Source organism: Altererythrobacter chaiwopuensis, from assembly GCF_054957755.1.
On sequence record NZ_JBTXJG010000001.1, the window covers coordinates 1,587,147 to 1,607,033 of the forward strand.

The 19,887-nt window shown below is 61.9% G+C and carries 21 protein-coding genes and 1 tRNA gene; 10 read left to right on the top strand and 12 right to left on the bottom strand.

Features of this window, described 5'->3' with window-relative positions; all coding sequences use genetic code 11:
- Positions 1-336: 336 nt before the first annotated feature.
- The 3 genes from ACX2DJ_RS07885 to yghU all read right to left on the bottom strand — a co-directional run bounded on the left by ACX2DJ_RS07885 (position 337) and on the right by yghU (position 2,777).
- Positions 337-411 (bottom strand) — tRNA-Gln (locus ACX2DJ_RS07885).
- Between the two features lie 62 nt (positions 412-473).
- Positions 474-1,853: an MFS transporter gene (locus ACX2DJ_RS07890; RefSeq protein ID WP_462571923.1), complete on the bottom strand. Its 1,380-nt coding sequence runs from the start codon at positions 1,851-1,853 to the stop codon at positions 474-476.
- 72 nt (positions 1,854-1,925) lie between these two features.
- Positions 1,926-2,777, bottom strand: coding sequence for a glutathione-dependent disulfide-bond oxidoreductase (gene yghU / locus ACX2DJ_RS07895; RefSeq protein ID WP_462571925.1), 852 nt, complete (start codon positions 2,775-2,777; stop codon positions 1,926-1,928).
- A gap of 454 nt (positions 2,778-3,231) precedes the next feature.
- Here yghU and ACX2DJ_RS07900 point away from each other — a divergent pair, with 454 nt between their 5' ends.
- From ACX2DJ_RS07900 to ACX2DJ_RS07910, 3 genes are all read left to right on the top strand, one after another.
- Entirely contained in the window at positions 3,232-5,268 is a 2,037-nt protein-coding gene (locus ACX2DJ_RS07900; RefSeq protein ID WP_462572572.1) for an NAD(+) synthase, read from the top strand.
- 14 nt (positions 5,269-5,282) lie between these two features.
- Complete coding sequence (locus ACX2DJ_RS07905; RefSeq protein WP_462571926.1) at positions 5,283-6,170, top strand: DMT family transporter; 888 nt, start codon at positions 5,283-5,285, stop codon at positions 6,168-6,170.
- Positions 6,171-6,266: 96 nt separating this feature from the next.
- Positions 6,267-7,619: an MFS transporter gene (locus tag ACX2DJ_RS07910; RefSeq protein ID WP_462571927.1), complete on the top strand. Its 1,353-nt coding sequence runs from the start codon at positions 6,267-6,269 to the stop codon at positions 7,617-7,619.
- Between the two features lie 59 nt (positions 7,620-7,678).
- Here the strand turns inward: ACX2DJ_RS07910 and ACX2DJ_RS07915 are convergent, their stop codons facing one another.
- From ACX2DJ_RS07915 to ACX2DJ_RS07925, 3 genes are all read right to left on the bottom strand, one after another.
- Positions 7,679-8,086: a DoxX family protein gene (locus tag ACX2DJ_RS07915; RefSeq protein ID WP_462571928.1), complete on the bottom strand. Its 408-nt coding sequence runs from the start codon at positions 8,084-8,086 to the stop codon at positions 7,679-7,681.
- Between the two features lie 29 nt (positions 8,087-8,115).
- Positions 8,116-8,709, bottom strand: a complete 594-nt coding sequence (locus tag ACX2DJ_RS07920) for an FMN-dependent NADH-azoreductase (protein WP_462571929.1) — start codon at positions 8,707-8,709, stop codon at positions 8,116-8,118.
- A 77-nt stretch (positions 8,710-8,786) separates the two neighbouring features.
- Entirely contained in the window at positions 8,787-9,500 is a 714-nt protein-coding gene (locus ACX2DJ_RS07925; protein WP_462571931.1) for a pirin family protein, read from the bottom strand.
- A 104-nt stretch (positions 9,501-9,604) separates the two neighbouring features.
- On the opposite strand from ACX2DJ_RS07925, the gene ACX2DJ_RS07930 reads away from it, so the two are divergent.
- Complete coding sequence (locus ACX2DJ_RS07930; RefSeq protein WP_462571932.1) at positions 9,605-10,510, top strand: LysR family transcriptional regulator; 906 nt, start codon at positions 9,605-9,607, stop codon at positions 10,508-10,510.
- Here ACX2DJ_RS07930 and ACX2DJ_RS07935 read toward each other — a convergent pair.
- The 4 genes from ACX2DJ_RS07935 to ACX2DJ_RS07950 form a co-directional block, all read right to left on the bottom strand.
- Positions 10,488-11,138 (bottom strand): glutathione S-transferase, encoded by a 651-nt coding sequence (locus ACX2DJ_RS07935; protein WP_462571934.1) that lies wholly within the window; start codon positions 11,136-11,138, stop codon positions 10,488-10,490. The two genes, ACX2DJ_RS07930 and ACX2DJ_RS07935, sit on opposite strands and share 23 nt — an antisense overlap.
- Entirely contained in the window at positions 11,135-12,076 is a 942-nt protein-coding gene (trhO, locus tag ACX2DJ_RS07940) for an oxygen-dependent tRNA uridine(34) hydroxylase TrhO (protein ID WP_462571936.1), read from the bottom strand. The genes ACX2DJ_RS07935 and trhO overlap by 4 nt, the downstream gene beginning before the upstream one ends.
- Positions 12,077-12,081: 5 nt before the next feature.
- Positions 12,082-13,161 carry a branched-chain amino acid aminotransferase gene (locus ACX2DJ_RS07945; protein WP_462571937.1) on the bottom strand — a complete coding sequence of 360 codons (1,080 nt, stop codon included), beginning with the start codon at positions 13,159-13,161 and terminating at the stop codon, positions 12,082-12,084.
- A 371-nt stretch (positions 13,162-13,532) separates the two neighbouring features.
- Positions 13,533-14,075, bottom strand: a complete 543-nt coding sequence (locus ACX2DJ_RS07950; protein ID WP_462571938.1) for a hypothetical protein — start codon at positions 14,073-14,075, stop codon at positions 13,533-13,535.
- A 69-nt stretch (positions 14,076-14,144) separates the two neighbouring features.
- Here ACX2DJ_RS07950 and ACX2DJ_RS07955 point away from each other — a divergent pair, with 69 nt between their 5' ends.
- Positions 14,145-14,882, top strand: a complete 738-nt coding sequence (locus ACX2DJ_RS07955; RefSeq protein WP_462571939.1) for a TlyA family RNA methyltransferase — start codon at positions 14,145-14,147, stop codon at positions 14,880-14,882.
- On the opposite strand, the gene ACX2DJ_RS07960 is transcribed toward ACX2DJ_RS07955, so the two are convergent.
- Positions 14,879-15,535 carry a DUF6969 family protein gene (locus ACX2DJ_RS07960; protein WP_462571940.1) on the bottom strand — a complete coding sequence of 219 codons (657 nt, stop codon included), beginning with the start codon at positions 15,533-15,535 and terminating at the stop codon, positions 14,879-14,881. The genes ACX2DJ_RS07955 and ACX2DJ_RS07960 overlap by 4 nt on opposite strands.
- Positions 15,501-15,755 carry a hypothetical protein gene (locus tag ACX2DJ_RS07965; RefSeq protein WP_462571941.1) on the bottom strand — a complete coding sequence of 85 codons (255 nt, stop codon included), beginning with the start codon at positions 15,753-15,755 and terminating at the stop codon, positions 15,501-15,503. Before ACX2DJ_RS07965 ends, ACX2DJ_RS07960 begins: the two co-directional genes overlap by 35 nt.
- Positions 15,756-16,240: 485 nt before the next feature.
- Between ACX2DJ_RS07965 and ACX2DJ_RS07970 the strand changes: the two genes are divergently transcribed.
- From ACX2DJ_RS07970 to ACX2DJ_RS07990, 5 genes are read left to right on the top strand one after another with little or no spacing between them, the layout of a single operon-like run.
- Positions 16,241-16,798 (top strand): TspO/MBR family protein, encoded by a 558-nt coding sequence (locus ACX2DJ_RS07970; RefSeq protein WP_462571942.1) that lies wholly within the window; start codon positions 16,241-16,243, stop codon positions 16,796-16,798.
- Between the two features lie 48 nt (positions 16,799-16,846).
- A complete protein-coding gene (locus tag ACX2DJ_RS07975; RefSeq protein WP_462571943.1) occupies positions 16,847-17,098 on the top strand; it encodes an accessory factor UbiK family protein in 252 nt (83 codons plus the stop codon).
- Positions 17,099-17,110: 12 nt separating this feature from the next.
- Positions 17,111-17,713, top strand: coding sequence for a DNA repair protein RecO (gene recO / locus ACX2DJ_RS07980; protein ID WP_462571944.1), 603 nt, complete (start codon positions 17,111-17,113; stop codon positions 17,711-17,713).
- A 10-nt stretch (positions 17,714-17,723) separates the two neighbouring features.
- Positions 17,724-18,782 (top strand): 3-isopropylmalate dehydrogenase, encoded by a 1,059-nt coding sequence (leuB, locus tag ACX2DJ_RS07985; RefSeq protein WP_462571945.1) that lies wholly within the window; start codon positions 17,724-17,726, stop codon positions 18,780-18,782.
- A gap of 4 nt (positions 18,783-18,786) precedes the next feature.
- On the top strand, positions 18,787-19,887 hold the full coding sequence (locus tag ACX2DJ_RS07990; protein WP_462571946.1) for a glycosyltransferase: 1,101 nt from the start codon (positions 18,787-18,789) through the stop codon (positions 19,885-19,887).

The window sequence follows — 19,887 nt, forward strand, 5'->3', positions numbered from 1 at the left end:
CTTCTCAGCTGTCGCTGTCCCGCTAGCAATTCCTTTGGTCCTTTGGGCGGCCCGATGGGTTTGGCGGGGGTTCCAAGACCAGTAGGGTGCTTACGTATTTATGTTGAGCAGAAAAGGGCCGCCGACGTTGGCCGGTTGGCCCACAAAATGGGCCCACAAAACTAGCCCACAGAGGGCCTCTTTAGACAACTAAATAATTGACAAACATCACATTTATGGAAGTGTCTGGGGTGGCAGGATTGCCCTTCGGTCGTCTCGGCGCATGGCGCCTCGACTCCGAACCTGCTGGCTGCTTCGCAGGCAGGTTCGATCCCCGGATATGTATGGACAGAAAGCTGGCTGGGGTGGCAGGATTCGAACCTGCGCATGCCGGTACCAAAAACCGGTGCCTTACCGCTTGGCTACACCCCAACAGGCCCGCAGCACTGGCGGGGCGCCCCCTATAGCGGCTCTGTTCGCAATGTGAAGGGGCTTCACGCCGGCCCTATGCGGCGCTGCGCCAGTTCGCGTTCAACCGTCGCAATCATGCGCCTGTCCAGATGATAGAACAGCATCGCGATGCCGCCGGGAATCAGCAAAGCGGCAGGGATGATTGCAAAGGCAAGGTTGATCCCCAGCATGGCTTGCTCGCTCTGCTGCGCCCCGGCGACGAAGCCGGTCATGTCGAGCACGAAGCCGGGCAATGCCAGCCCGAAAGCCACCCCGGCCTTGACCGCAAAGATCGATGCCGAGACGACCAGCCCGGTCATCTGCTTGCTCGAACGCCAGTCGACATATTCGGCGATGTCGGTGAACATGGCATAGGCCAGCACCATCAGCATGCCGAAGCCGATGCCGACGAAATACTGCACGCCGGTTTGCGGCCATACCGCATCGAGCGGCAGGACATAGAACAGCAGTATCGCGCTGGCCTTGAGTGCGCCGGCGGCGATCACGAGATGCGCCTTTTCGAAGCGGCGCTGGAGGAAATTGGCCAGGATCACGCCAGTTACCTGCCCCAGCGCGAGCGCGGTGAGGAACAGCGCGGGGCGATCGAGGAAGCCCAGCATCGTTTCTCCCTCATCCCCCACCACATATTCGAAATAGAACAACGCGCTCGCTTGCCGCGCCGCGATCGCGGTGACCCCCAGGATCGCGGCAATGGCCACGGCGATCCACGGGCCGGTGCGCAGCAATTCCCTGAGATCGCCCCCGATCGAGCCGTTCTCGGCAGTCGGTACGATCCGTTCCCTGGTGGTGGCAAAGGTGGCCAGCAGGCAGAAGGTCGAAAGCGCGGCAATGCAGCCCATGGTCAGCATGATGCCGCGTGCCTCGTCACCGCCGCCCAGCTCGCGCGCCAGTGTGGTGCCGAGCGTGCCGATCAATATGCCTGCCAGCGCAGCGAAGAACATGCGGTAGGCGGTCACGCTGCCGCGCTGCGCCGCACTGGGCGAGATCACTCCCAGCAAGCCGCCATAGGGCACATTGACCGCGGTATAGACCAGCATGGCCAGCGTATAGGTGACATAGGCCCACACGAGCTTGCCGGTGGGGCCGAAGTCCGGCACCGCGAACACCATCACTCCGAACAGGCCGAAGGGGACTGCGCCGAACAGCAGATAGGGACGATAGCGCCCCCAGCGGGTGCGGGTGCGATCGGCGATTATCCCCATCATCGGATCAGTCACGGCGTCGACCAGCTTGGTCAGCAGCAGCATCAGCCCGATGGCGGCGGGCGCCACGCCATTGAGGTTGACGAAGAAGTAGAACAGGAAGACGCCGAAGAAATTGAGATAGAGGCCAGAGGCGAGGTCGCCCACGCCATAGCCCAGCTTCTCCTTCAGTCCGATGCGCTCATGCGCCGTGTAAGCCAAGCACCGCTCTCCGCCAGGTCAGGAAAGCGAGCGGTATCACGCTCGCCCGCCAAGCCAAACGCACAAATGCGGTTAAATATCCTTGCCTTCGAAATCCTTCGCTGAATGGCGTTCGCGCAGCTGCGTATTCTCATCGCCCCAGGTCTTGTTGACGATCCGCCCGCGGCACACTGCAGGCCGGGCAAAGATCTCCTGCACCCAGCGCCCGACATGCTTGTATTCGTCGATCGAAAGGAAGGTTTTGGCATCCTCGTAGATGTGGCCGGTGGTGAAGGGCGCAAGCCAGGGGAAGTTCGCCATGTCGGCGATGGTATATTCGTCGCCGCCGAGGAAGCGGCTTTGTGCCAGGCGCCGGTCGGCGACGTCGAAAATGCGCTTCACTTCCATCGCATAACGGTTGATCGGATATTCCCATTTCTCCGGCGCATAGGCGTAGAAATGGCCGAATCCCCCGCCGATGAAGGGGCCGGTTCCGACCTGCCAGAACACCCAGCTCATCGCTTCGGCACGCGCGGCCGGATCGGTGGGCAGAAACTCGCCGAATTTCTCGGCCAGGTGGAGGAGGATCGCACCTGATTCGAATACCCGGAACGGCTTGTCGCCGCTGCGATCTTCGAGCGCAGGGATCTTGGAATTGGGGTTGAGCGAAACAAAGCCGCTGGTGAATTGTTCGCCTTCGCCGATATTGATCGTCCAGGCGTCATATTCCGCGCCGCTATGGCCCAGCTCGAGCAGTTCCTCGAGCAGGATGGTGACCTTCACCCCATTGGGCGTCGCCAGCGAATAGAGCTGGAAGGGATTGTCGCCAACCGGCAGATCCTTGTCTTCGCGCGCGCCGGCGGTGGGCCGGTTGATATTGGCAAAGCGCCCGCCCGATTCCTTGTCATAGGTCCAGACCTTGGGCGGGGTATAGGTATCGGCCATGCATGCAGCTCCCTTGGCGTAGCGTTTTCTCGTTGCTTATGAAAACTGGGGGATTGCGGTCACTTGTGCAAGCGGCACGAGTGCGACGGACGGTTGCATTTGCTTTGGCAGGGGATAGGTGGGCTTGTCATATGTATCCTTATAGGATACTGATAAATACATGCATCTGGCAGGATACAAGATTCGCGAGTGGCGCGAGCGGCAGGACCCGCCGCTTTCAGCCGAGGAATTCGGCATCAAATTTGGCGATCCCTGGCCCAGCCGCACGGTCTATGGCTGGGAATCCAAAGGGAAGATTGCCAGGGGGCCGGTGCAGAAGCGGCTGGCGGAGCTGGGCATTTGCGCGCCCGAGGACTGGCTGGAGCCTGCTCCCGGTGAAGATACCGGTGCGTCGGGTAGTGTATCCTCAAAGGATAGTGGAGCAGAGCAAGGGCGCGCGCATCCCTTTTACGACATGCGGCGCCATGGATTCGTGCGGGTCGCCACCAGCACGCCCAAAACGCGCACCGCCGATGTCAGCTACAATGTGGCTGGCATATTGGCCGAGGCGGAGCGCGCGCATGATGCCGGGGTCGACCTGGTGGTTTACCCGGAGCTGTGCATCTCTTCCTATGCGATCGACGATCTGCACCTGCAATCGGCCCTGCTCGATGCGGCCGAGGCAGGGCTTGCCGATATCGTGGCGGCAAGCGCGAAGTTCGATCCCGTACTGCTGGTGGGCGCGCCGCTGCGGCACAACGGCCGGGTCTATAATTGCGCGGCGGTGGTGGCGCGCGGGCGCCTGCTGGGTGTGGTCCCGAAGAGTTTCCTGCCCAATTATCGCGAATATTATGAAAAGCGCTGGTTTGCCCATGGCCGCGAGATCAGGGGGCTGGAAATAGCGGTGGCAGGGCAAAAGGTGCCGTTTGGCACCGACCTGATCTTTGCCGCCGGGAACCTGCCGGGTTTCAAGCTGTTCGTCGAAATCTGCGAGGATTACTGGGCGCCCACGCCGCCTTCCACGCAGGGGGCGCTGGCGGGCGCGACCGTGCTGGCCAATCTATCCGCGAGCAATATCACCATCGGCAAGTCCGATGAGCGTCACTTGCTCGCACGGGCGCAAAGCTCGCGCGCCGTTGCCGCCTATCTCTATTGCGCCAGCGGGCACGGCGAAAGCACCACCGATCTTGCCTGGGACGGGCAGGGCATGATCTACGAGCTGGGCGATCTGCTGGCCGAAAGCGAGCGTTTCAGCCTGAATGCCGAGCTGTGCATTGCCGACGTCGATTGCGAGCGCATCCTGGCCGAGCGCGCGCGGATGCAGACCTTCAACGATGCCGCCGAGGCAGCGGGGCGGCCCGAGGACAGTTTCCGCACCATCAGTTTCGAACTCGCGCCCACCGGAGGAGATCGCGGGCTGGTGCGGCCGATCCGCCGCTTCCCCTTTGTGCCCAACCGCCAGCACAAACTCGACGAGGATTGCTACGAAGCCTTCAACATCCAGGTGGACGGGTTGATGCGGCGGCTGGAGGCAACCCACGCCAAGAGCATGGTAATCGGAGTTTCGGGCGGGCTCGATTCGACCCATGCGCTGATCGTGGCGGCAAAATGCTGTGACCGTATGGGCCTGCCGCGCAGCACCATTCGCGGATACACCATGCCCGGCTTTGCGACTTCCGATCATACGAAGTCGAACGCCTGGAAGCTGATGAATGCGCTGGGCATTACTGCCGAGGAGATCGACATCAGGCCGGCGGCTACACTTATGCTCGAAGACATGAAGCACCCTTTCGCTGACGGTGAGCCGGTGCATGATGTGACCTTCGAGAACGTCCAGGCGGGGCTGCGCACCGATTACCTGTTCCGCCTTGCCGGCCACCATTCGGGCTTCGTGATCGGCACGGGCGACCTCAGCGAGCTCGCTCTGGGCTGGTGCACCTATGGCGTGGGTGACCAGATGAGCCATTATGCGGTCAATTCGGGCGTTCCCAAGACACTGATCCAGTATCTTATCCGCTGGGCGGTGAGCACCGACCAGTTCGATCCCGCAACTGACGAAGTGCTGCTCTCGATCCTCGATACCGAGATTTCGCCCGAGCTTGTGCCACCGGGCGAAGGCGGCGCGATCCAGAGCACCGAAAGCATCATCGGGCCTTACGAACTCAATGATTTCTTCATCCACCACACCATCCGCTGGGGCCAGCGGCCTAGCAAGATCGCGTTCATCGCGTGGCACGCGTGGCGGGATGTGCGAAGTGGCCAGTGGCCGGCCGATTTCCCTGAGGAGAAGAAGAACCAGTACGATCTCGCCACGATCGCCAGCTGGCTGGAGAAATTCATCCGCCGCTTCTTTGCTTTCAGCCAATTCAAGCGCAGCGCGATCCCCAACGGGCCCAAGGTGAGTGCGGGCGGGGCGCTCAGCCCGCGCGGCGACTGGCGCGCGCCGTCCGATGCGGTGGCCGACGTATGGCTCGATGAACTGCGCAAGGGATTGCCTGAGCGGCGCGATTGAAGGCACTAGGCGCCATGAGCCTGCGCACCATCCTGATTCTCATGCTGTGCAACCTCGTGTGGGCACTCAACGTGGTGGTGAGCAAGATCGTGGTCGACGATCTGGCCGTGCCGCCGCTGTTCTACGCTTGCGCGCGTGCCGGGCTGGTCGCGCTGGCGCTGGCCTATCTGCTCCGTCCGTTGCCGAAGGAACTGGGCAAGGTGCTGCTGATCGGGCTTGCCATCGGCGGTGGCTCCTTTGCACTGTTGTTCATTGGCCTGGAAACCGCCTCGCCTTCGGTGGCGGGGGTGATCAGCCTGTCAGGGGCGCCAATGACGGTTGTCTTCGCAATGATTTTCTTGCGGGAGCGGGTGCGCTGGCGCCGCGGGCTCGGCATATTGATGACACTGGCAGGGGTGCTGATGGCAATGGGTTCGCCCTCTGCAATGAGCGGAGGTGCGGGCGTGCTGTTCCTGTTTGCTGCCGCAGTGATCGGCGCGCTCGGATCGGTTTTCTTCAAGCAGATCGATATTTCCGCGCGCGCAATGCAGGCATGGTCGGGCGTGGCCTCCGTCATCGTGCTGGCGCCGCTATCGGCAATGCTCGAGCATGGCCAGGTTAGCGCGGTCATGGCCGCGCCAGGCGAAATAGCCGCAGCCCTGGTATTCGCCAGCATCGTCGTCTCGGTGGGCGCGCATACCGCCTACTTCAAGGTGCTACAGGACAATGACGCGAACCTGGTCGTTCCGCTTACGCTGCTCACCCCGCTGCTGACGATCGTGTTCGGGGCGATCATCACCAATGACCCGATCGGCTGGCGGCTGCTGGCGGGCGGCGCCCTGGCGCTGGTGGGTGTGGCGATCATCGTGCTGCGGCCCAGCCGGAACATCTTCAAGCCGCTCCTGGTCAAAACCCGCTTTTAAGGCGAAAACACAACTGCCTTGCGCAATCGGGAGATATAGGTAGTTTTCCTGTCAAGCGGTCGCTCGCGTGCCCGATATGGGCGAGTTGGGGGGCTGATGGCGACAATTGCGGGGCAAAGCGGGTTGATCCTCGCCCACAGCAGGCGGCTGCGCCTGTTTACACTCTTCATTCTCTATGTCGGTCAAGGCCTGCCGATAGGCCTGTTCTGGTTCGCGATTCCTGCCTGGATGGCAGCCAATGGCGCACCGGCGCAAGACGTCGGCTCGGTCCTGGCGCTCACTGCGCTTCCCTGGTCACTCAAATTCTTCAACGGTTTCCTGATGGACCGATATACCTTCCTGCCGATGGGCAGGCGGCGTATCTGGTTGCTAGGTTCGCAATCGGTGATGATCGCAGGCCTGTTGGTTGCCATGCTGCTCAATCCCGGAGTCGGGGAAGTGGCGGTGCTGGGGGCGATCGGCTTCGTGGTGAACATGGCTACCACCTTCCAGGACGTTGCCGTCGACGGGCTGGCGGTCGACATCATGGAAGAAGACGAACGCTCGCGGGGCAGCGGGATGATGTTCGGCGGGCAATCGATCGGGATTGCTGCCGCCACCGCAATCGCAGGCTCGGTGATCGGCCAATATGGAGCGCCCGCTGCCTACGGGCTGATTGCGGTCCTGGTTTTCGCCCTCTGCGCCTACATTGCTGCATTCAGGGAGCGCGAGGGCGAACGGCGCCTTCCTTGGGACGAGGGGCAGCCGCATGGACGCAATCTCGCGATTCAGGTCGGTGCCTGGTGGCCGATCCTCAAGAATACCTTCCTGGCGCTGGGCAAGCCTGCCAGCCTGCTGTGGCTGCCGGTGCTGTTCGGGCGCGGTATCCTTTATGGGGGGCTGACCGGCGCAACCCCGCTGATCGGTGCCAATTACCTCGGCTGGAACGAGAGCGAGATTTCCGCGCTCACCGCAACAAGTGGCATCCTGGCAGGACTGTTGGGATTATCGCTCGGCGGCTGGCTGGGTGATCGGTTCGGGGCCAAGAAAACGGTCATCGGATGGATGCTCGCCCAGATCGCGATGTGCGTAGCGATGTATTTTTCGGTGCCTTATTGGAGTGACCGGACCGTTTTCATGGGCTTTGTCTATGCCTGGATCTCGCTCGATATCCTGCTGACGGTGGCGTTGCTGCCGATTTCGATGCGGCTGTGCGATGCGACTGTGGCCGCCACCCAGTTCACCATCTACATGGCGGTTTCGAATTTCGGGATCTCTTTCGGGGCCTTCATGCTGAGCCGGATTGATGGGCTGGGCGGCTTGCCCTCGATCTTCCTGGTCGTGGCCGCAGGCGTATTGCTGGGCCTGTTGTTGATGCTCAGCGTGAAATATCCGCGGCGCCCGGAGTATTATGCCGCGCTGGAAGCGCGGCTGCCGCATGACGGCCGGCTTAGACCCCGTATCGACTGACATCGCGGCACCGGAAAGGCGGCGTGCCCTCCGGTGCCGTGAAGATCGGTAGCGGGTGCTTATTTGCGGTCGATCGAGTAGCGGCCCGGCCCGAAAGCCGCGAGCAGCAGGAAGCCGCCGGCGATCGCGACATTCTTCATGAACATCACGAACTGTATCTGGTCGCCCAGCTGGTTGTGGAAAATACCCGCGGAGACCAGGCTGAAACCGGCGATTGCGAGGGCGGCAAGCCGCGTCTTGAAGCCGATCAGCACGGCTAGGCCACCCAGCACTTCCAACGCTGCCGCGCCGCCATAGGCCACGCTCGGCAGCGGCAGGCCAATCGATGCGATGTAGCCGATCGTTCCTGCGGGATCGGCCAGCTTGCCCAGGCCGGCGATGATGAACAGCGCGGCGAGAAAAATGCGCGCCACCAGCGCCATCCAGTCTTGCTGCGGGGTAGTCGGGTTCTCGGTCAAACTTGTCATTCAAAATTCCCTTCGATTGCCAGGCCCGGTCAGGCTGCGAGTTGAACGGCTTGCGATTTGGCTGCTGCGATTTTCGCCTCTCCATCCTGGCCCATGATCCCGTCAGCCGCGACATGGGCGATCACTTCGATGCCGAGGAAACCAAGGAAGAACTTGAGCCACGGGGTCATGAAATCGAAGTCGCTGCCGACAGGCGTACCTCCGGAAGCGATGGCGAGATAGGCCTTCTTGCCCTTGAGCAGCCCTTGCGGACCATTGGCCGTGTACTGGAAAGTGGTTCCAGCGCGGGCGACGAGGTCGGCCCAGGCCTTGACCGTGGCCGGAACGCCGAAATTGTAGATCGGCACGCCCAGCACGATGATGTCGGCGGCCTGCAGTTCGGCGATCAGCTCGTCGGCAATGGTTGCCAGCTCTTGTTGTTCGGCCGTCCGTTCGCTTGCCGGGGTGAGGTTGGCGCCGAAGCGCTCGGCCGAAACGAAGGGCAGGTCGTTCGCGCTGAGATCGCGGGTAGTCACCGCAGCACGGTGGCTTTCGGCAAGCGATCTTACCAGCCGCGCGCTGAGATCGCGCGAAACCGATTCATCAGAGCGAATGCTGGCAGTGATGTGGAGGATTTTGGTCATGGGAATGTCCTTTGTACTGTGGGGGTGCCGCTCCCCTGTGGGGGAGGGGGTTCAGGGGAGCGGCGAGGGGGTCCGGATCAGGCGGCGTCGACCAATACGAGCTCGGAATCCTCGAGCGCGGTGATGGTGACCTGTTCCTGATTGGTGATGGCGATACCGTCGCGTGCGTTTGCTTCGACATCCTCGACCTTCACCTTGCCCGTTGCGGGCACGAGATAGAGGTGGCGCGAGGGATCGCGGGGGCGATAGGTCACGCTTTCACCTGCCATAACCGTGGCACCCAGCACGCGGGCATCGGTGCGGATCGGCAGTGCCCCTGCGGCAGCGTCGCCATCATTGGCGGCGTTGCTGGCGAGCGGCACGAAGGCACCTGCGCGATCACCCCTGGGAAACTTGCGTGCGCCCCAGCCTGGCTCTCCTCCGCGCTCGTCGGGGATGATCCAGATCTGGAACAGCGTGGTTTCCTCATCCTCGAGGTTGAATTCGGAATGCTGCACGCCGCGCCCGGCGCTCATCACCTGCACGTCGCCCGCTTCGGTGCGGCCTTCATTGCCCATGCTGTCGCGGTGGGTGATTGCGCCGCTGCGGACATAGGTGATGATTTCCATGTCGCTATGCGGGTGGGTGGGAAAGCCGCTTTTCGGCGCGATCCGGTCATCGTTCCACACGCGCAATGCACCCCAGTTGACCCGTGCCGGATCATGGTAACTGGCGAAGGAAAAGTGGTGCCGCGCATCGAGCCAGCCGTGATTGGCCGCGCCAAGGGTTTCGAAAGGACGTAGTTCGATCATTGTCTGTCTCCTGCTGGAGTAAGGTTGTGACCGCTGAGATAGTTCTTGCACCGTATCCTGAAAACCGCGATAAAATTGCTCAAGATGTTCGAATATTCTGAACAATGAAACTGGGCGAACCGACCCTGGACCAGCTCCGCATCTTCCTCGCCGTTGAGGAAGAGGGCAGCTTTGGCGGCGCCGCGCGGCGCATGGGCCGTGCGGTTTCCGCGATCAGCTACGGCGTGCAGCAGATGGAGGCGCAGCTCGGCGTCTCGCTGTTTTCGCGCGAGGGTTCGCGAAAGCCCGTGCTGACCGAGGCAGGCCGCGGATTGCTGGCCGAAGCGCGCGCCATTACCGAGGCTTCGGACGCCTTGCTCGCCAAAACGCGCAGCCTTCATGCAGGTCTCGAAAGCGATGTTGCGTTGGCGCTTGACGTGATGGTGCCGGGTGAGGCCGCCGCTGCGGTGCTGCGCGATTTCCGCCGCATGTTTCCGACCGTGGCGCTGCGGCTCAATATCGAAGCGCTGGGGGCTGTCACCGCCTGCCTGCTAGATGGCGAGGCCGATCTGGCAGTAGCCGGGCCGGTGGTGAGCGAGGATCCGGCGCTCGAACGCCAGGCGATCGGCGAGATCGAATTGGTCCCGGTTGCTGCGCCGGATCACCCGCTGGCGGCGGGCAACATAGCGCCGGGGGCAAGCCGCGAGCATTTGCAACTTGTGCTGTCAGACCGTTCACCGCTGACCGAAGGGCGCGAATTCTCCGTGCTCAGCCCGCTGACCTGGCGGTTGGCCGACCTTGGCGCGAAACACGCGCTGCTCAAGCAGGGGATCGGCTGGGGCAATATGCCGCGCCATGCGGTGCGCGAGGATCTGGCCGCGGGGCGGCTGGTCGAACTTGACCTGCCGGAGAAGCCGGGCGCTTTCTACACGCTCAGCGCCACCTGGCGGCGCGATGCGCGCCCCGGCCCTGCGACCAGCTGGCTGATCGATGCGCTGCGCGATCAGCTCAAGCTGTGCCCAAAGGACTAGGGCCGAAGTTCACCGGCTCGTCGCCAGCCTTCCACGTCGCGAATTTGGGCATCACGCTGGAAAAGAGTTCGGAGGCGAGGTGGGTTTCGAGCCAGCGCTGCAGATGCGGGATTGGCTGGGCGTCGAACCAGCTGCGGTCATGATTGGCGAACTGGCGGATAAACGGGAAGCTCGCAATATCGGCCAAAGCCCGCTCTGCCCCGCATAGTTGCGGCTGATCCGCCAGCCGCGCATCGAGCTGCAGGAGGATGTCATATCCCGCCGCGCGGTGGGGCAGGGGGTCGCAATCACCATGGCGCGTGGGGTATTTGTAGCGGTCGAGGTGATGCTTGAACGGCCCATCGATCATCGCCAGCAATTCACGGTCATCGCCAGCCAGCCAGGATTCGGGATCATCCTGCGCCAGCGCCCAGCGCATGATCTCGATGCTTTCATCGAGTACTGTCCCATCCGGCAGGACGAGCACCGGAACGGTCGCCTTTTCGGACGCCTCGATCAGCTCGGGCGGCTTGCTGGCAAGCTTCACTTCGCGCAAGCTCACGGTGATTCCCGCAATCCACAGCGCCATGCGCGCGCGCATGGCATAGGGGCAGCGGCGGAAGCTGTAGAGGACCGGGTGTACTGTCATTCCTCTGGAGGAAACTCGGCACCGACATGCGAGGTTCCGCGTTTCCGCGCGAGCTCTTCCTGCCGCTGACGTTCGGCATAGCGGGCGCGCTGCGCCTCGTCGCGCTCGCCGATGCAATGCGGGCAGCTGATGCCTTCGACGAAATCTGGCGATGCCTGCTCCGCCGCGCTCAATGGGCGGCGGCAGGCGCGGCACAGCCCATAATCGCCCTGTTCGAGCCCGTGACGCACCGTCACGCGCTCGTCGAACACGAAGCATTCGCCGTCCCACAGGCTTTCATCCTGCGGCACTTCCTCGAGATATTTGAGGATGCCGCCCTTCAGGTGATAGACGTCCTCGATGCCTTCCTGGCGCAGGAAGCTGGTCGATTTCTCGCAGCGGATGCCGCCGGTGCAGAACATGGCGACCTTTATCTTGCCGCTGAGCAATTCATCGCGGTGCGCGCGGAACCATTGGGGAAATTCGCGGAAGCTGCTGGTGTGCGGATCGACCGCGCCCCGAAATGTGCCGGTCGCCACTTCATAGTCATTGCGGGTGTCGATCACTACCGTATCCGGATCGCTGATTAGCGCGTTCCAGTCTTGCGGCGCGACATAGCGCCCGACACTTTTCGTGGGATCGATATCGGGCTCGCCCATGGTCACGATTTCGCGCTTGAGCCGCACCTTCATGCGGTGGAATGGCATTTCGCTGGCGTGCGAGAACTTCACGTCGAGATTGGCACAGCCGGGCAGGGCACGGATATGCGCGAGCACTCGCTGGAGCGCATTCTCGCCGCCCGCAATCGTGCCGTTGATGCCTTCATGCGCGAGCAGCAGCGTGCCCTTGATCCCGACCTCTTCGCACAGCGCCAGCAACGGACCGCGCAATGCCGCCGGATCCTCAAACCGCGTGAACTGGTAAAGCGCGGCGACGGTGATTGACGGGGTATCCGTCATGTCGGTCAATCCAGCTTCATCACCCAGCCATGGGTGTCCGCAACTGCGCCTTTCTGGATGCCGACCAGTTTCTCGCGGATTCGTGCGGTGGTCTGGCCGATCCCGCCCGCGCCGATAGTGAATTCGCCATCCGGTCCCGCAACTGTGCCTACCGCGGTTACTACCGCGGCGGTGCCGCAGGCCATGCATTCGACGAGCTTGCCCGATGCTGCATCCTCGCGCCACTGGTCGATCGAATACATGCCTTCCTCGACTTCAAGCCCTTCCTCGCGCAGCAGGGTGATCAGGCTGTCGCGGGTGATGCCCGGCAGGATCGTGCCGGTCAGCTTCGGTGTTACCACGCGCCCGTCGTCAAACACGAAGAACAGGTTCATGCCGCCCAGTTCCTCGACCCATTTGCGCTCGACCGCGTCGAGGAACAGCACCTGGTCATGCCCCATGGCGAAGGCTTGCCCTGTAGGGACGAGGCTCGCGGCGTAATTGCCGCCGCATTTCGCCGCGCCGGTGCCACCGGGCGCCGCGCGGGTGTAATCCGAAATCCAGATGCTGACCGCCTTGGCGCCACGCTTGAAATAGCTGCCGGCCGGGCTCGCGATCACGATGAACTTGTATTGCTTGGCCGGACGGACACCAAGGAAAGCCTCGGTTGCGATCATGAAGGGGCGCAGATAGAGCGAGCCGCCTTCGACGCTGGGGAACCAGTCCCGGTCAGCCGCGACCAGCAGGCGGATCGATTCGAGGAACAGTTCTTCTGGCAGATGGGGCATGGCGAGCCGGTCAGCCGATGCGTTAAACCGGCGCGCATTGGCTTCAGGTCGGAACAGTGCAACCCCGCCATCGATCTGCTTGTAGGCCTTGAGCCCCTCGAAAATTTCCTGCGCGTAGTGCAGCACCGCCGCCGAGGGATCGAGGCTCAGCGCTTCGCGCGGCCCCACGCTGGCGCTGTACCAGCCGCCCTTTGCCTCGTCATATTCGATCGTGACCATGTGGTCGGAAAACAGCGTGCCGAAACCGGGGTTCTTGAGCGCCTCGTCGCGCTTGGCAGCGGGAGTAGGGGCGGGGTGCGGGATTGTCAGGAATTCCATTCCAATTCGCCTAAATGTCTGTTGCGCATTTTTCAAATGAGAAAGGCGACCCTGCCCGTCGGAGGATCGCCTTTCGCATGGTCAGCGGCGGGAAGTGCCGCTCACAAAGCCTCTATCGGTAGGGGTAATTACCGATAGTGCCTCGTGCGGAAACTTGCCGACCTCTCTGCTGAACCATGAGACATCGGATCACCTCCTTTCGCGCTTTTGAGCCAAGACCCGCATCGTTTCACCGGGGGCCGAGAACCGCGTTTTGCCGCTGGCCTCAGGCACTAATGTGATTCAAGAGAATCGTTAAAACAAGGCTTGAAAAAAAGTTTTCCCACGTCAGTATAGATCGCCGTTGCCTGCGAAAGTTCGCGGGCTTTTCCTTACCTGCAATCCTCGATGACGCGGGTCACTTCGGCCCACGCGGGAATGTAGAGCGGCTCAAAACCCTCGACTTCCACTGCAAAGCGCCCCTTGGTGATTGCCATGGCGTCGAGCAGCCGGTCATTGGCGGCAAAGGTTGCGGCAAGAAAGGGCATTTCCATCTCGGATTGGCTCGCCGTAAGGATGCGCTGCTGCGTTTCTGTTCGCACGGTCATCAGCACGGGGTTCGCCACTTTTCCTGCTACGAGCAGGGTTATCTGGTTGGTTCCGCGTTCGCAGATCAGCACCAGCAGGTTTTCCGTCCCGGGCGGGCCAAAACCTGCCATGCTCCTTGCCGTTTCTCTGCGATACGACCAATCGCCGGGCGTTTGCGGTGCATCAAGCCAGCTGGCGTCGTAATCGGCAGGCAGAATTGGCGCTGGAGCGGCCAATCCGGTAGATGTCGCTTGATCTGCCGTGTTCTGCTGCGCGCAGGCGGCACTTGTTCCCACGCCAAAGGTTGCCGCTAGCCCAATGACGAACTGGAAATAGATTGGTTTCATGTCGCCTTAATGCGCGCTAACGGCTTGAAGGTCCATGAACAAGGGCGCGTCCATGACCAAGAGCACCCAATGAACAAGAAACGCCGGATCGATCAGATGCTTGTCGAGCGCGGGCTGGCAGAGAGCCGCGCGCGGGCGCAGGCGCTGGTCATGGCGGGGCTGGTGTTCAGCGGCGAGGCGAAGATCGCCAAGCCGGGGCAGCAATTGGTGGATGACGCTCCGCTCGAAGTGCGCGGGCGCGACCATCCCTGGGTTAGCCGTGGCGGGATCAAGCTGGCACACGCTTTGACACATTTCGGGCTTGATCCGGCGGGCGCTGTGGCGATGGATATCGGCAGTTCCACCGGCGGCTTCACCGATGTGCTGCTACAAGCCGGGGCCGAACATGTCTTCGCGGTCGACAGCGGCACCAACCAGCTGGCCTGGAAGCTGCGGCAGGACCCGCGCGTGACCGTGCTTGAGCAGACGAGCGCACGAATCCTTACCCCCGAACTGATTGACCGGCCCTGCAACTGGGTGGTGTGTGATGCGAGCTTCATCAGCCTTGCAAAAGTGCTGGAGCGTCCGCTTGAGCTCGCCGCGCCCAAGTGCCGCCTTGTTGCGCTGATCAAACCGCAATTCGAGGTCGGGCGCGAGGAAGTGGGCAAGGGCGGGGTGGTGCGCGATCCTGCGTTGCACGAGCGTGTATGCAATGAAGTGCGCGATTGGCTTGAAGGTGCAGGCTGGATCGTTGACGGGATCGTCGAAAGTCCGATCACCGGCCCGCAAGGCAATGTCGAATTTCTGGTCAGCGCACAGCGCAGTTAGGCCAGATCGATCGTTTCGATCTTTGCATCCAGATCGATAGGTAGCGAAGCGAGCACTTCGACGCCCGACGCTTTCTCGTACGCATCTGCGCCATACTCTGCGACCAGTTCGGCCTGGCGCTCATCGCGCTGGCGCAGGAGATCGGCTATCTCATCGCGGTAAAGCGCCACCATCGCGGTGACGAAGCGATTGACCAGGCTATCCTGTTTCGTTTGATCGACATTGTAGAGCGGAAGATGCTCGATCATCACCTCGGCGGGGTAGAGAAACTCGTTGGTGACGAAGCGATTGGTAGCGAACCAACTGCGCGGGATGCCCTGATAATCGATCGATAATCCAATCAGATGCGTGACATGCGCTTTCGCGTCTTCACCCTCGGGCGGCAGAGCAATCGGCTCAAGCCCGTCTTTCAACTGGGTCCGGTGGAGAAAAAGGTGGAAATGGCCATGCTCATCTTCATCGCGGCTACCGGGCGCATGGACATGGTAATACCAGCGTGATTTGGTTTGCGCATCGCGCGCATCCTTGTCTGGATAGTGTTTCCAGAACTTGCCTTTGCCCTCGGGCAAAACCCGCAGCATCAACGGGCGCTGTTCCTGCGCCATCTGCGTGATCGTTTCAATAACGGTGGCGGCGGCGGCAGCTGGCGTCATGCCAAATTACTCTAGAAAACAAATCGGCCGACGACAACAGGTGCCGTCGGCCGGACTTGTAAAGAATGCCGAAGCTATCAGGCAGCCGAGCAATCTGCGGCGGCGCAGCAGCCCTCGGCATGGCAGCCTTCAGCGGCAGCACAGCAGCCTTCAGCGGCAGCGCAGCAACCTTCAGCAGCCGCACAGCAGCCTTCAGCAGCAGCACAGCAGCCTTCTGCATATGCCGCAGTCTCGTCAGCTGCAGTATCTGCCGCTTCGTCGGCACCTTGCGAGCATGCGGCGGTCGCGACCGAAAGTCCGCCGACAACTGCCAGCATGGAAGCAAGATTCTTCTTATTCATAATTTGATCCCCTCTTTGGGCGAGGCACATTCAAGCTAAACACAACCTCGCCGAAACGCGCCCCGGAAGACGGCGAGGAAGAGAATCCCAGGCTAATTATCAGAAAAAACAGCATTGTCGATATTGCCAAAAAGCAATCGGACAGGCCTTTTCCCCTCCTCGAACAGGATTCACTCAAAGCAAGTTTCGCGCGGATTGCGGATTAAGTTACAAATACGGACGCAGAAATTTCGTCCCATAGTGCGCCTGATATGTTTGCCAATCCCGCTATGGGACAAGGTTTGGCGTGCAATTGCGTAAGGTGTATCTCGTACTGCATCACGAGCTGGAATGATTCGCTCCTTCTGGGGCCTCGGGGGTATCAATGAACGTCATCGCGTCACGCAGCCAGTTACGCGCCAGCTTTATCCGCTGGGCACTGTTCACAGTGCCGCTGATCGTGCTTCTGGGGTTTGTCGCCGGTCAATTCGGCAGCCCTGACACAATCTGGTTCCAGAGCTTGTACAAACCGGCGATCTATCCGCCGCCAGCCGCGTTCGGCATCGTCTGGACGCTGCTGTATATCTTGATCGGGATAGCTCTAGCGCTGGTATCCAGCTCGTGGGGGGCGCGTGGCCGCGGTGTTGCGATCGGCCTGTTCGCAGTGCATTTCGTCTGCAATCTCGCCTGGACGCCAGTGTTTTTCGGCAACCAGGACATTGTCGGCGGGCTGGTAGTGTTGGGCCTGGTCAATGTGACCTTGCTGGGCGTTATCTGGGCGTTCTGGCGTGTGCGGCGTCTCGCCGCGCTGCTGTTATTGCCTTATTTTGCATGGACGATGTTTGCCGGTTTGCTCAATTACGAGTTCCACCGGCTCAATCCTGAAGGGCAACAGAATGTTTCTACCCCGGCGACCCAGCGTATCCAGCTGAACGAGGGCTGATTTCAGGAAGCGCTTGCCTTCGAACCAAGCCGGGGCCATTTAGCCAGCATGCAAAGCCAGAACCCGATGATCGCCGATTTCGTGAAACTTGCGAACAGTGCCGCAGGCACTTTTGCGGGAATGACGCGCGAGGCGCGCGACAGCGCGCGCGAACGGTTGAAAGAGGCGATGGGCGGGATGGATTTCGTTTCCCGCGAAGAATTCGAAACCGTCAAGCTGATGGCGCAGAAGGCGCGCGAAGAAAACGAGGCGCTCAAGGCGCGGCTGGAAGCGCTGGAAGCCAGGCTCGCGGCCAAGTAAACCTGCCGCGCAATGGACCTGCGCGCGCCCGCCATTCTTATTGCTTCTCGATACCACGGTGAAACCGCCAGCGTCGTTCGCCTGCTGACGGAGAAATTCGGACTCGTGGCCGCCTATGTCGCAGGCGGGCGCGGGCGGCAACTGCGCCCTGTGATGATTCCAGGCAACCGGGTGGAGGCCGAACTTCGCGCGAAGTCCGAAAGTCAGTTGCCCTTTGCGAAGATCGAATTGACGCAAAGCTGCGGACCCTGGCTAAGCGAGCCGTTGCCAGCTGCGGCCATATCGTGGGCCTGCGCGCTCACCGCAACGGCGCTGCCTGAACGCAATCCCTATCCCGCGCTGTTCAGTGCGCTTGACGCGCTGCTGTCTGCCGTGTGCCAGGCGCCATCTGCGCGTGGCTGGTTGCCCGCGATGATCGCTTATGAAGCGCTGCTGCTGCGCGAGCTTGGCTATGGCGGCGTCCGCCCGGATACGGGAACCGAACTGGCAGGCCTGTTAGATGATTTTGACCGGCTGGAAGGACCTCTTGCCCGCTACCTGCTTGCTGACCGTCGCGGCGATGTTATGGCAGCGCGGCATTTGTTGCGGGAACGGCTTGCCCGCATGCAGACATGAAGGTTTGGAAATGAAGATCGCAGTTTTCGCCGGCGACGGTATCGGCCCCGAAGTGACCACGCAGGCGGTGCGGGTGCTGCAGGATCTCGACCTGCCGGGCATGGAGCTGGCTTATGGCGATGTTGGCGGTATGGCTTACTACAAGCATGGCCATCCGCTGCCCGAGGCAACGCTCGAAACCGCGCGCGCGAGCGACGCGATCCTGTTCGGCGCCGTGGGCGATTTTTCCTGCGATCACCTCGAACGCCATCTGCGGCCCGAACAGGCGATCCTGGGCCTACGCGCAGCGTTGAGCCTGTTCGCCAACCTGCGGCCCGCCACCACCTTTCCTGGCCTTGAGCACATGAGCGCGCTGCGGCCTGAAATCGCCCGCGAGATTGACCTCTTGATCGTGCGCGAACTCAATGGCGATGTATATTTTGGCGAAAAGGGCATCCGCACACTCGATGACGGCCGCCGCCAAGGCTGGGACATGATGAGTTATGCCGAAGATGAGGTGCGCCGCATCGCGCATGTCGCGTTCCGCGCGGCGCAAGGGCGCAAGGGTCGGCTTTGCAGCGTCGACAAGGCCAATGTGCTCGAAACTTTCCAGCTGTGGCGCGACGTGGTGATCGAGGTGTCGGCCGAATATCCCGATGTCGCGCTCGAGCACATGTATGTCGACAATGCCGCGATGCAGCTGGTTCGGGCACCGGGCGCGTTTGATGTGGTGGTGACCGGCAACATGTTCGGCGACATCCTTTCCGACCAGGCGAGCATGTGTGTCGGCTCGATCGGCCTCCTCGCCAGCGCATCGCTGGGCGAGCGGCAGACCGAATTCGGCACATTCGGCCTTTACGAGCCAATCCATGGCAGCGCTCCCGATATCGCGGGGCAGGGCAAGGCCAATCCGATGGCGACGATCCTTTCCGCTGCGATGATGCTGCGCCACAGCTTTGGCCGCGAGGCGGAGGCGGCGCGGATCGAGGCGGCGGTGGCGGCCACGCTCAGGGACGGGATCCTTGGCGGCGACCTTGGCGGCACATACGGCTGCGAGGCGATCGGCCAGGCGGTGTGCGAGCGGCTGTAACGTGGTGGGCGCGGGTGAACTCGAACTCGCGATAATCCTGCCGACGCTCAACGAGCGCGGCAATCTTGCCCCGCTGGTCGATCGAATTTCGGCAGCCCTGGGGAATACCGGCTGGGAAGTGCTGGTGGTCGATGACAATTCAGCCGATGGCACGGCAGATGAGGCTCGCGCCCTGGCGTTGGAGGATCGCCGGGTGCGGGTGATCCAGCGGATCGGGCGGAGGGGCCTTGCGAGCGCGGCAATCGAGGGTTTCTGCGCCACCGCCGCCCCGTTCGTGGCGGTGATGGATGCCGATCACCAGCATGATCCGGCGCTGCTGCCGAAGATGCTGGCTGCCTTGCGAGTGGGGGAGGCCGATATTGCTGTGGCCTCGCGCTTCGCCGAGGGTGCGAGCACCGCCAACTGGGACAATCCGGAGCGCGAGAAGCTTTCCGGCTTTGCAAATCTGCTGGCGCACAGGCTCACCCGGGTCGAGCTTTCCGATCCGATGAGCGGTTATTTCATGCTGCCGACCGCGCTTGCCCGCTCGCTTGCCCCACGCCTTTCGGGCTTCGGGTTCAAGATCCTGCTCGACCTGTTGGCGAGTGCCGACCGGCGGCTGACGATCAAGGAATTTCCGCTCGATTTCGCTGCGAGGCGCGCTGGCGAGAGCAAGCTCGACCGCGCGATCGCGTTCGATTTCCTCGCCGGGATCTATGACAAGACATTCGGCCGGTTGATCCCCACGCGTTTCGCCCTGTTCGGAACGGTCGGCGCGGCAGGCGTACTGGTGCATATGGCCGTGCTGAGCGTGGTGCTGTTCATCTTTGGCGAGGCTTTTGCCGTGGGGCAGATCGCTGCCGTGCTCAGCGCGATGAGCTTCAATTTTTTCCTCAACAACTGGCTGACCTATCGCGACCAGCGGCTGAAGGGCGCAGGCGCAATGCTCAAGGGCTGGATCGGCTTCTGCCTCACCTGTGCGGTGGGCGGCTTTGCCAATGTTGCCGTGGCAACCCTGCTGGAGATGCAGGGGCTGGTCTGGTTCCTTGCCGCGCTGGCCGGGATCCTGGTCGGTTCAGTATGGAATTATGCTCTCTCCAGCCGCTTCGTGTGGGGGCGGTATTGA

Bases quoted from the DNA above. Each gene is read 5' to 3' on its own strand.
- yghU (WP_462571925.1), bottom strand. From the start codon at position 2,777: ATGGCCGATACCTATACCCCGCCCAAGGTCTGGACCTATGACAAGGAA.
- trhO (WP_462571936.1), bottom strand. From the start codon at position 12,076: ATGACGGATACCCCGTCAATCACCGTCGCCGCGCTTTACCAGTTCACG.
- ACX2DJ_RS07970 (WP_462571942.1), top strand. From the start codon at position 16,241: ATGAACGTCATCGCGTCACGCAGCCAGTTACGCGCCAGCTTTATCCGC.
- recO (WP_462571944.1), top strand. From the start codon at position 17,111: ATGGACCTGCGCGCGCCCGCCATTCTTATTGCTTCTCGATACCACGGT.
- ACX2DJ_RS07920 (WP_462571929.1), bottom strand. From the start codon at position 8,709: ATGACCAAAATCCTCCACATCACTGCCAGCATTCGCTCTGATGAATCG.
- ACX2DJ_RS07900 (WP_462572572.1), top strand. From the start codon at position 3,232: ATGCGGCGCCATGGATTCGTGCGGGTCGCCACCAGCACGCCCAAAACG.
- ACX2DJ_RS07930 (WP_462571932.1), top strand. From the start codon at position 9,605: ATGAAACTGGGCGAACCGACCCTGGACCAGCTCCGCATCTTCCTCGCC.
- ACX2DJ_RS07925 (WP_462571931.1), bottom strand. From the start codon at position 9,500: ATGATCGAACTACGTCCTTTCGAAACCCTTGGCGCGGCCAATCACGGC.
- ACX2DJ_RS07910 (WP_462571927.1), top strand. From the start codon at position 6,267: ATGGCGACAATTGCGGGGCAAAGCGGGTTGATCCTCGCCCACAGCAGG.
- ACX2DJ_RS07905 (WP_462571926.1), top strand. From the start codon at position 5,283: ATGAGCCTGCGCACCATCCTGATTCTCATGCTGTGCAACCTCGTGTGG.
- ACX2DJ_RS07950 (WP_462571938.1), bottom strand. From the start codon at position 14,075: ATGAAACCAATCTATTTCCAGTTCGTCATTGGGCTAGCGGCAACCTTT.
- ACX2DJ_RS07935 (WP_462571934.1), bottom strand. From the start codon at position 11,138: ATGACAGTACACCCGGTCCTCTACAGCTTCCGCCGCTGCCCCTATGCC.
- leuB (WP_462571945.1), top strand. From the start codon at position 17,724: ATGAAGATCGCAGTTTTCGCCGGCGACGGTATCGGCCCCGAAGTGACC.
- ACX2DJ_RS07965 (WP_462571941.1), bottom strand. From the start codon at position 15,755: ATGCAGAAGGCTGCTGTGCTGCTGCTGAAGGCTGCTGTGCGGCTGCTG.
- ACX2DJ_RS07960 (WP_462571940.1), bottom strand. From the start codon at position 15,535: ATGACGCCAGCTGCCGCCGCCGCCACCGTTATTGAAACGATCACGCAG.
- ACX2DJ_RS07945 (WP_462571937.1), bottom strand. From the start codon at position 13,161: ATGGAATTCCTGACAATCCCGCACCCCGCCCCTACTCCCGCTGCCAAG.
- ACX2DJ_RS07915 (WP_462571928.1), bottom strand. From the start codon at position 8,086: ATGACAAGTTTGACCGAGAACCCGACTACCCCGCAGCAAGACTGGATG.
- ACX2DJ_RS07975 (WP_462571943.1), top strand. From the start codon at position 16,847: ATGCAAAGCCAGAACCCGATGATCGCCGATTTCGTGAAACTTGCGAAC.
- ACX2DJ_RS07955 (WP_462571939.1), top strand. From the start codon at position 14,145: ATGAACAAGAAACGCCGGATCGATCAGATGCTTGTCGAGCGCGGGCTG.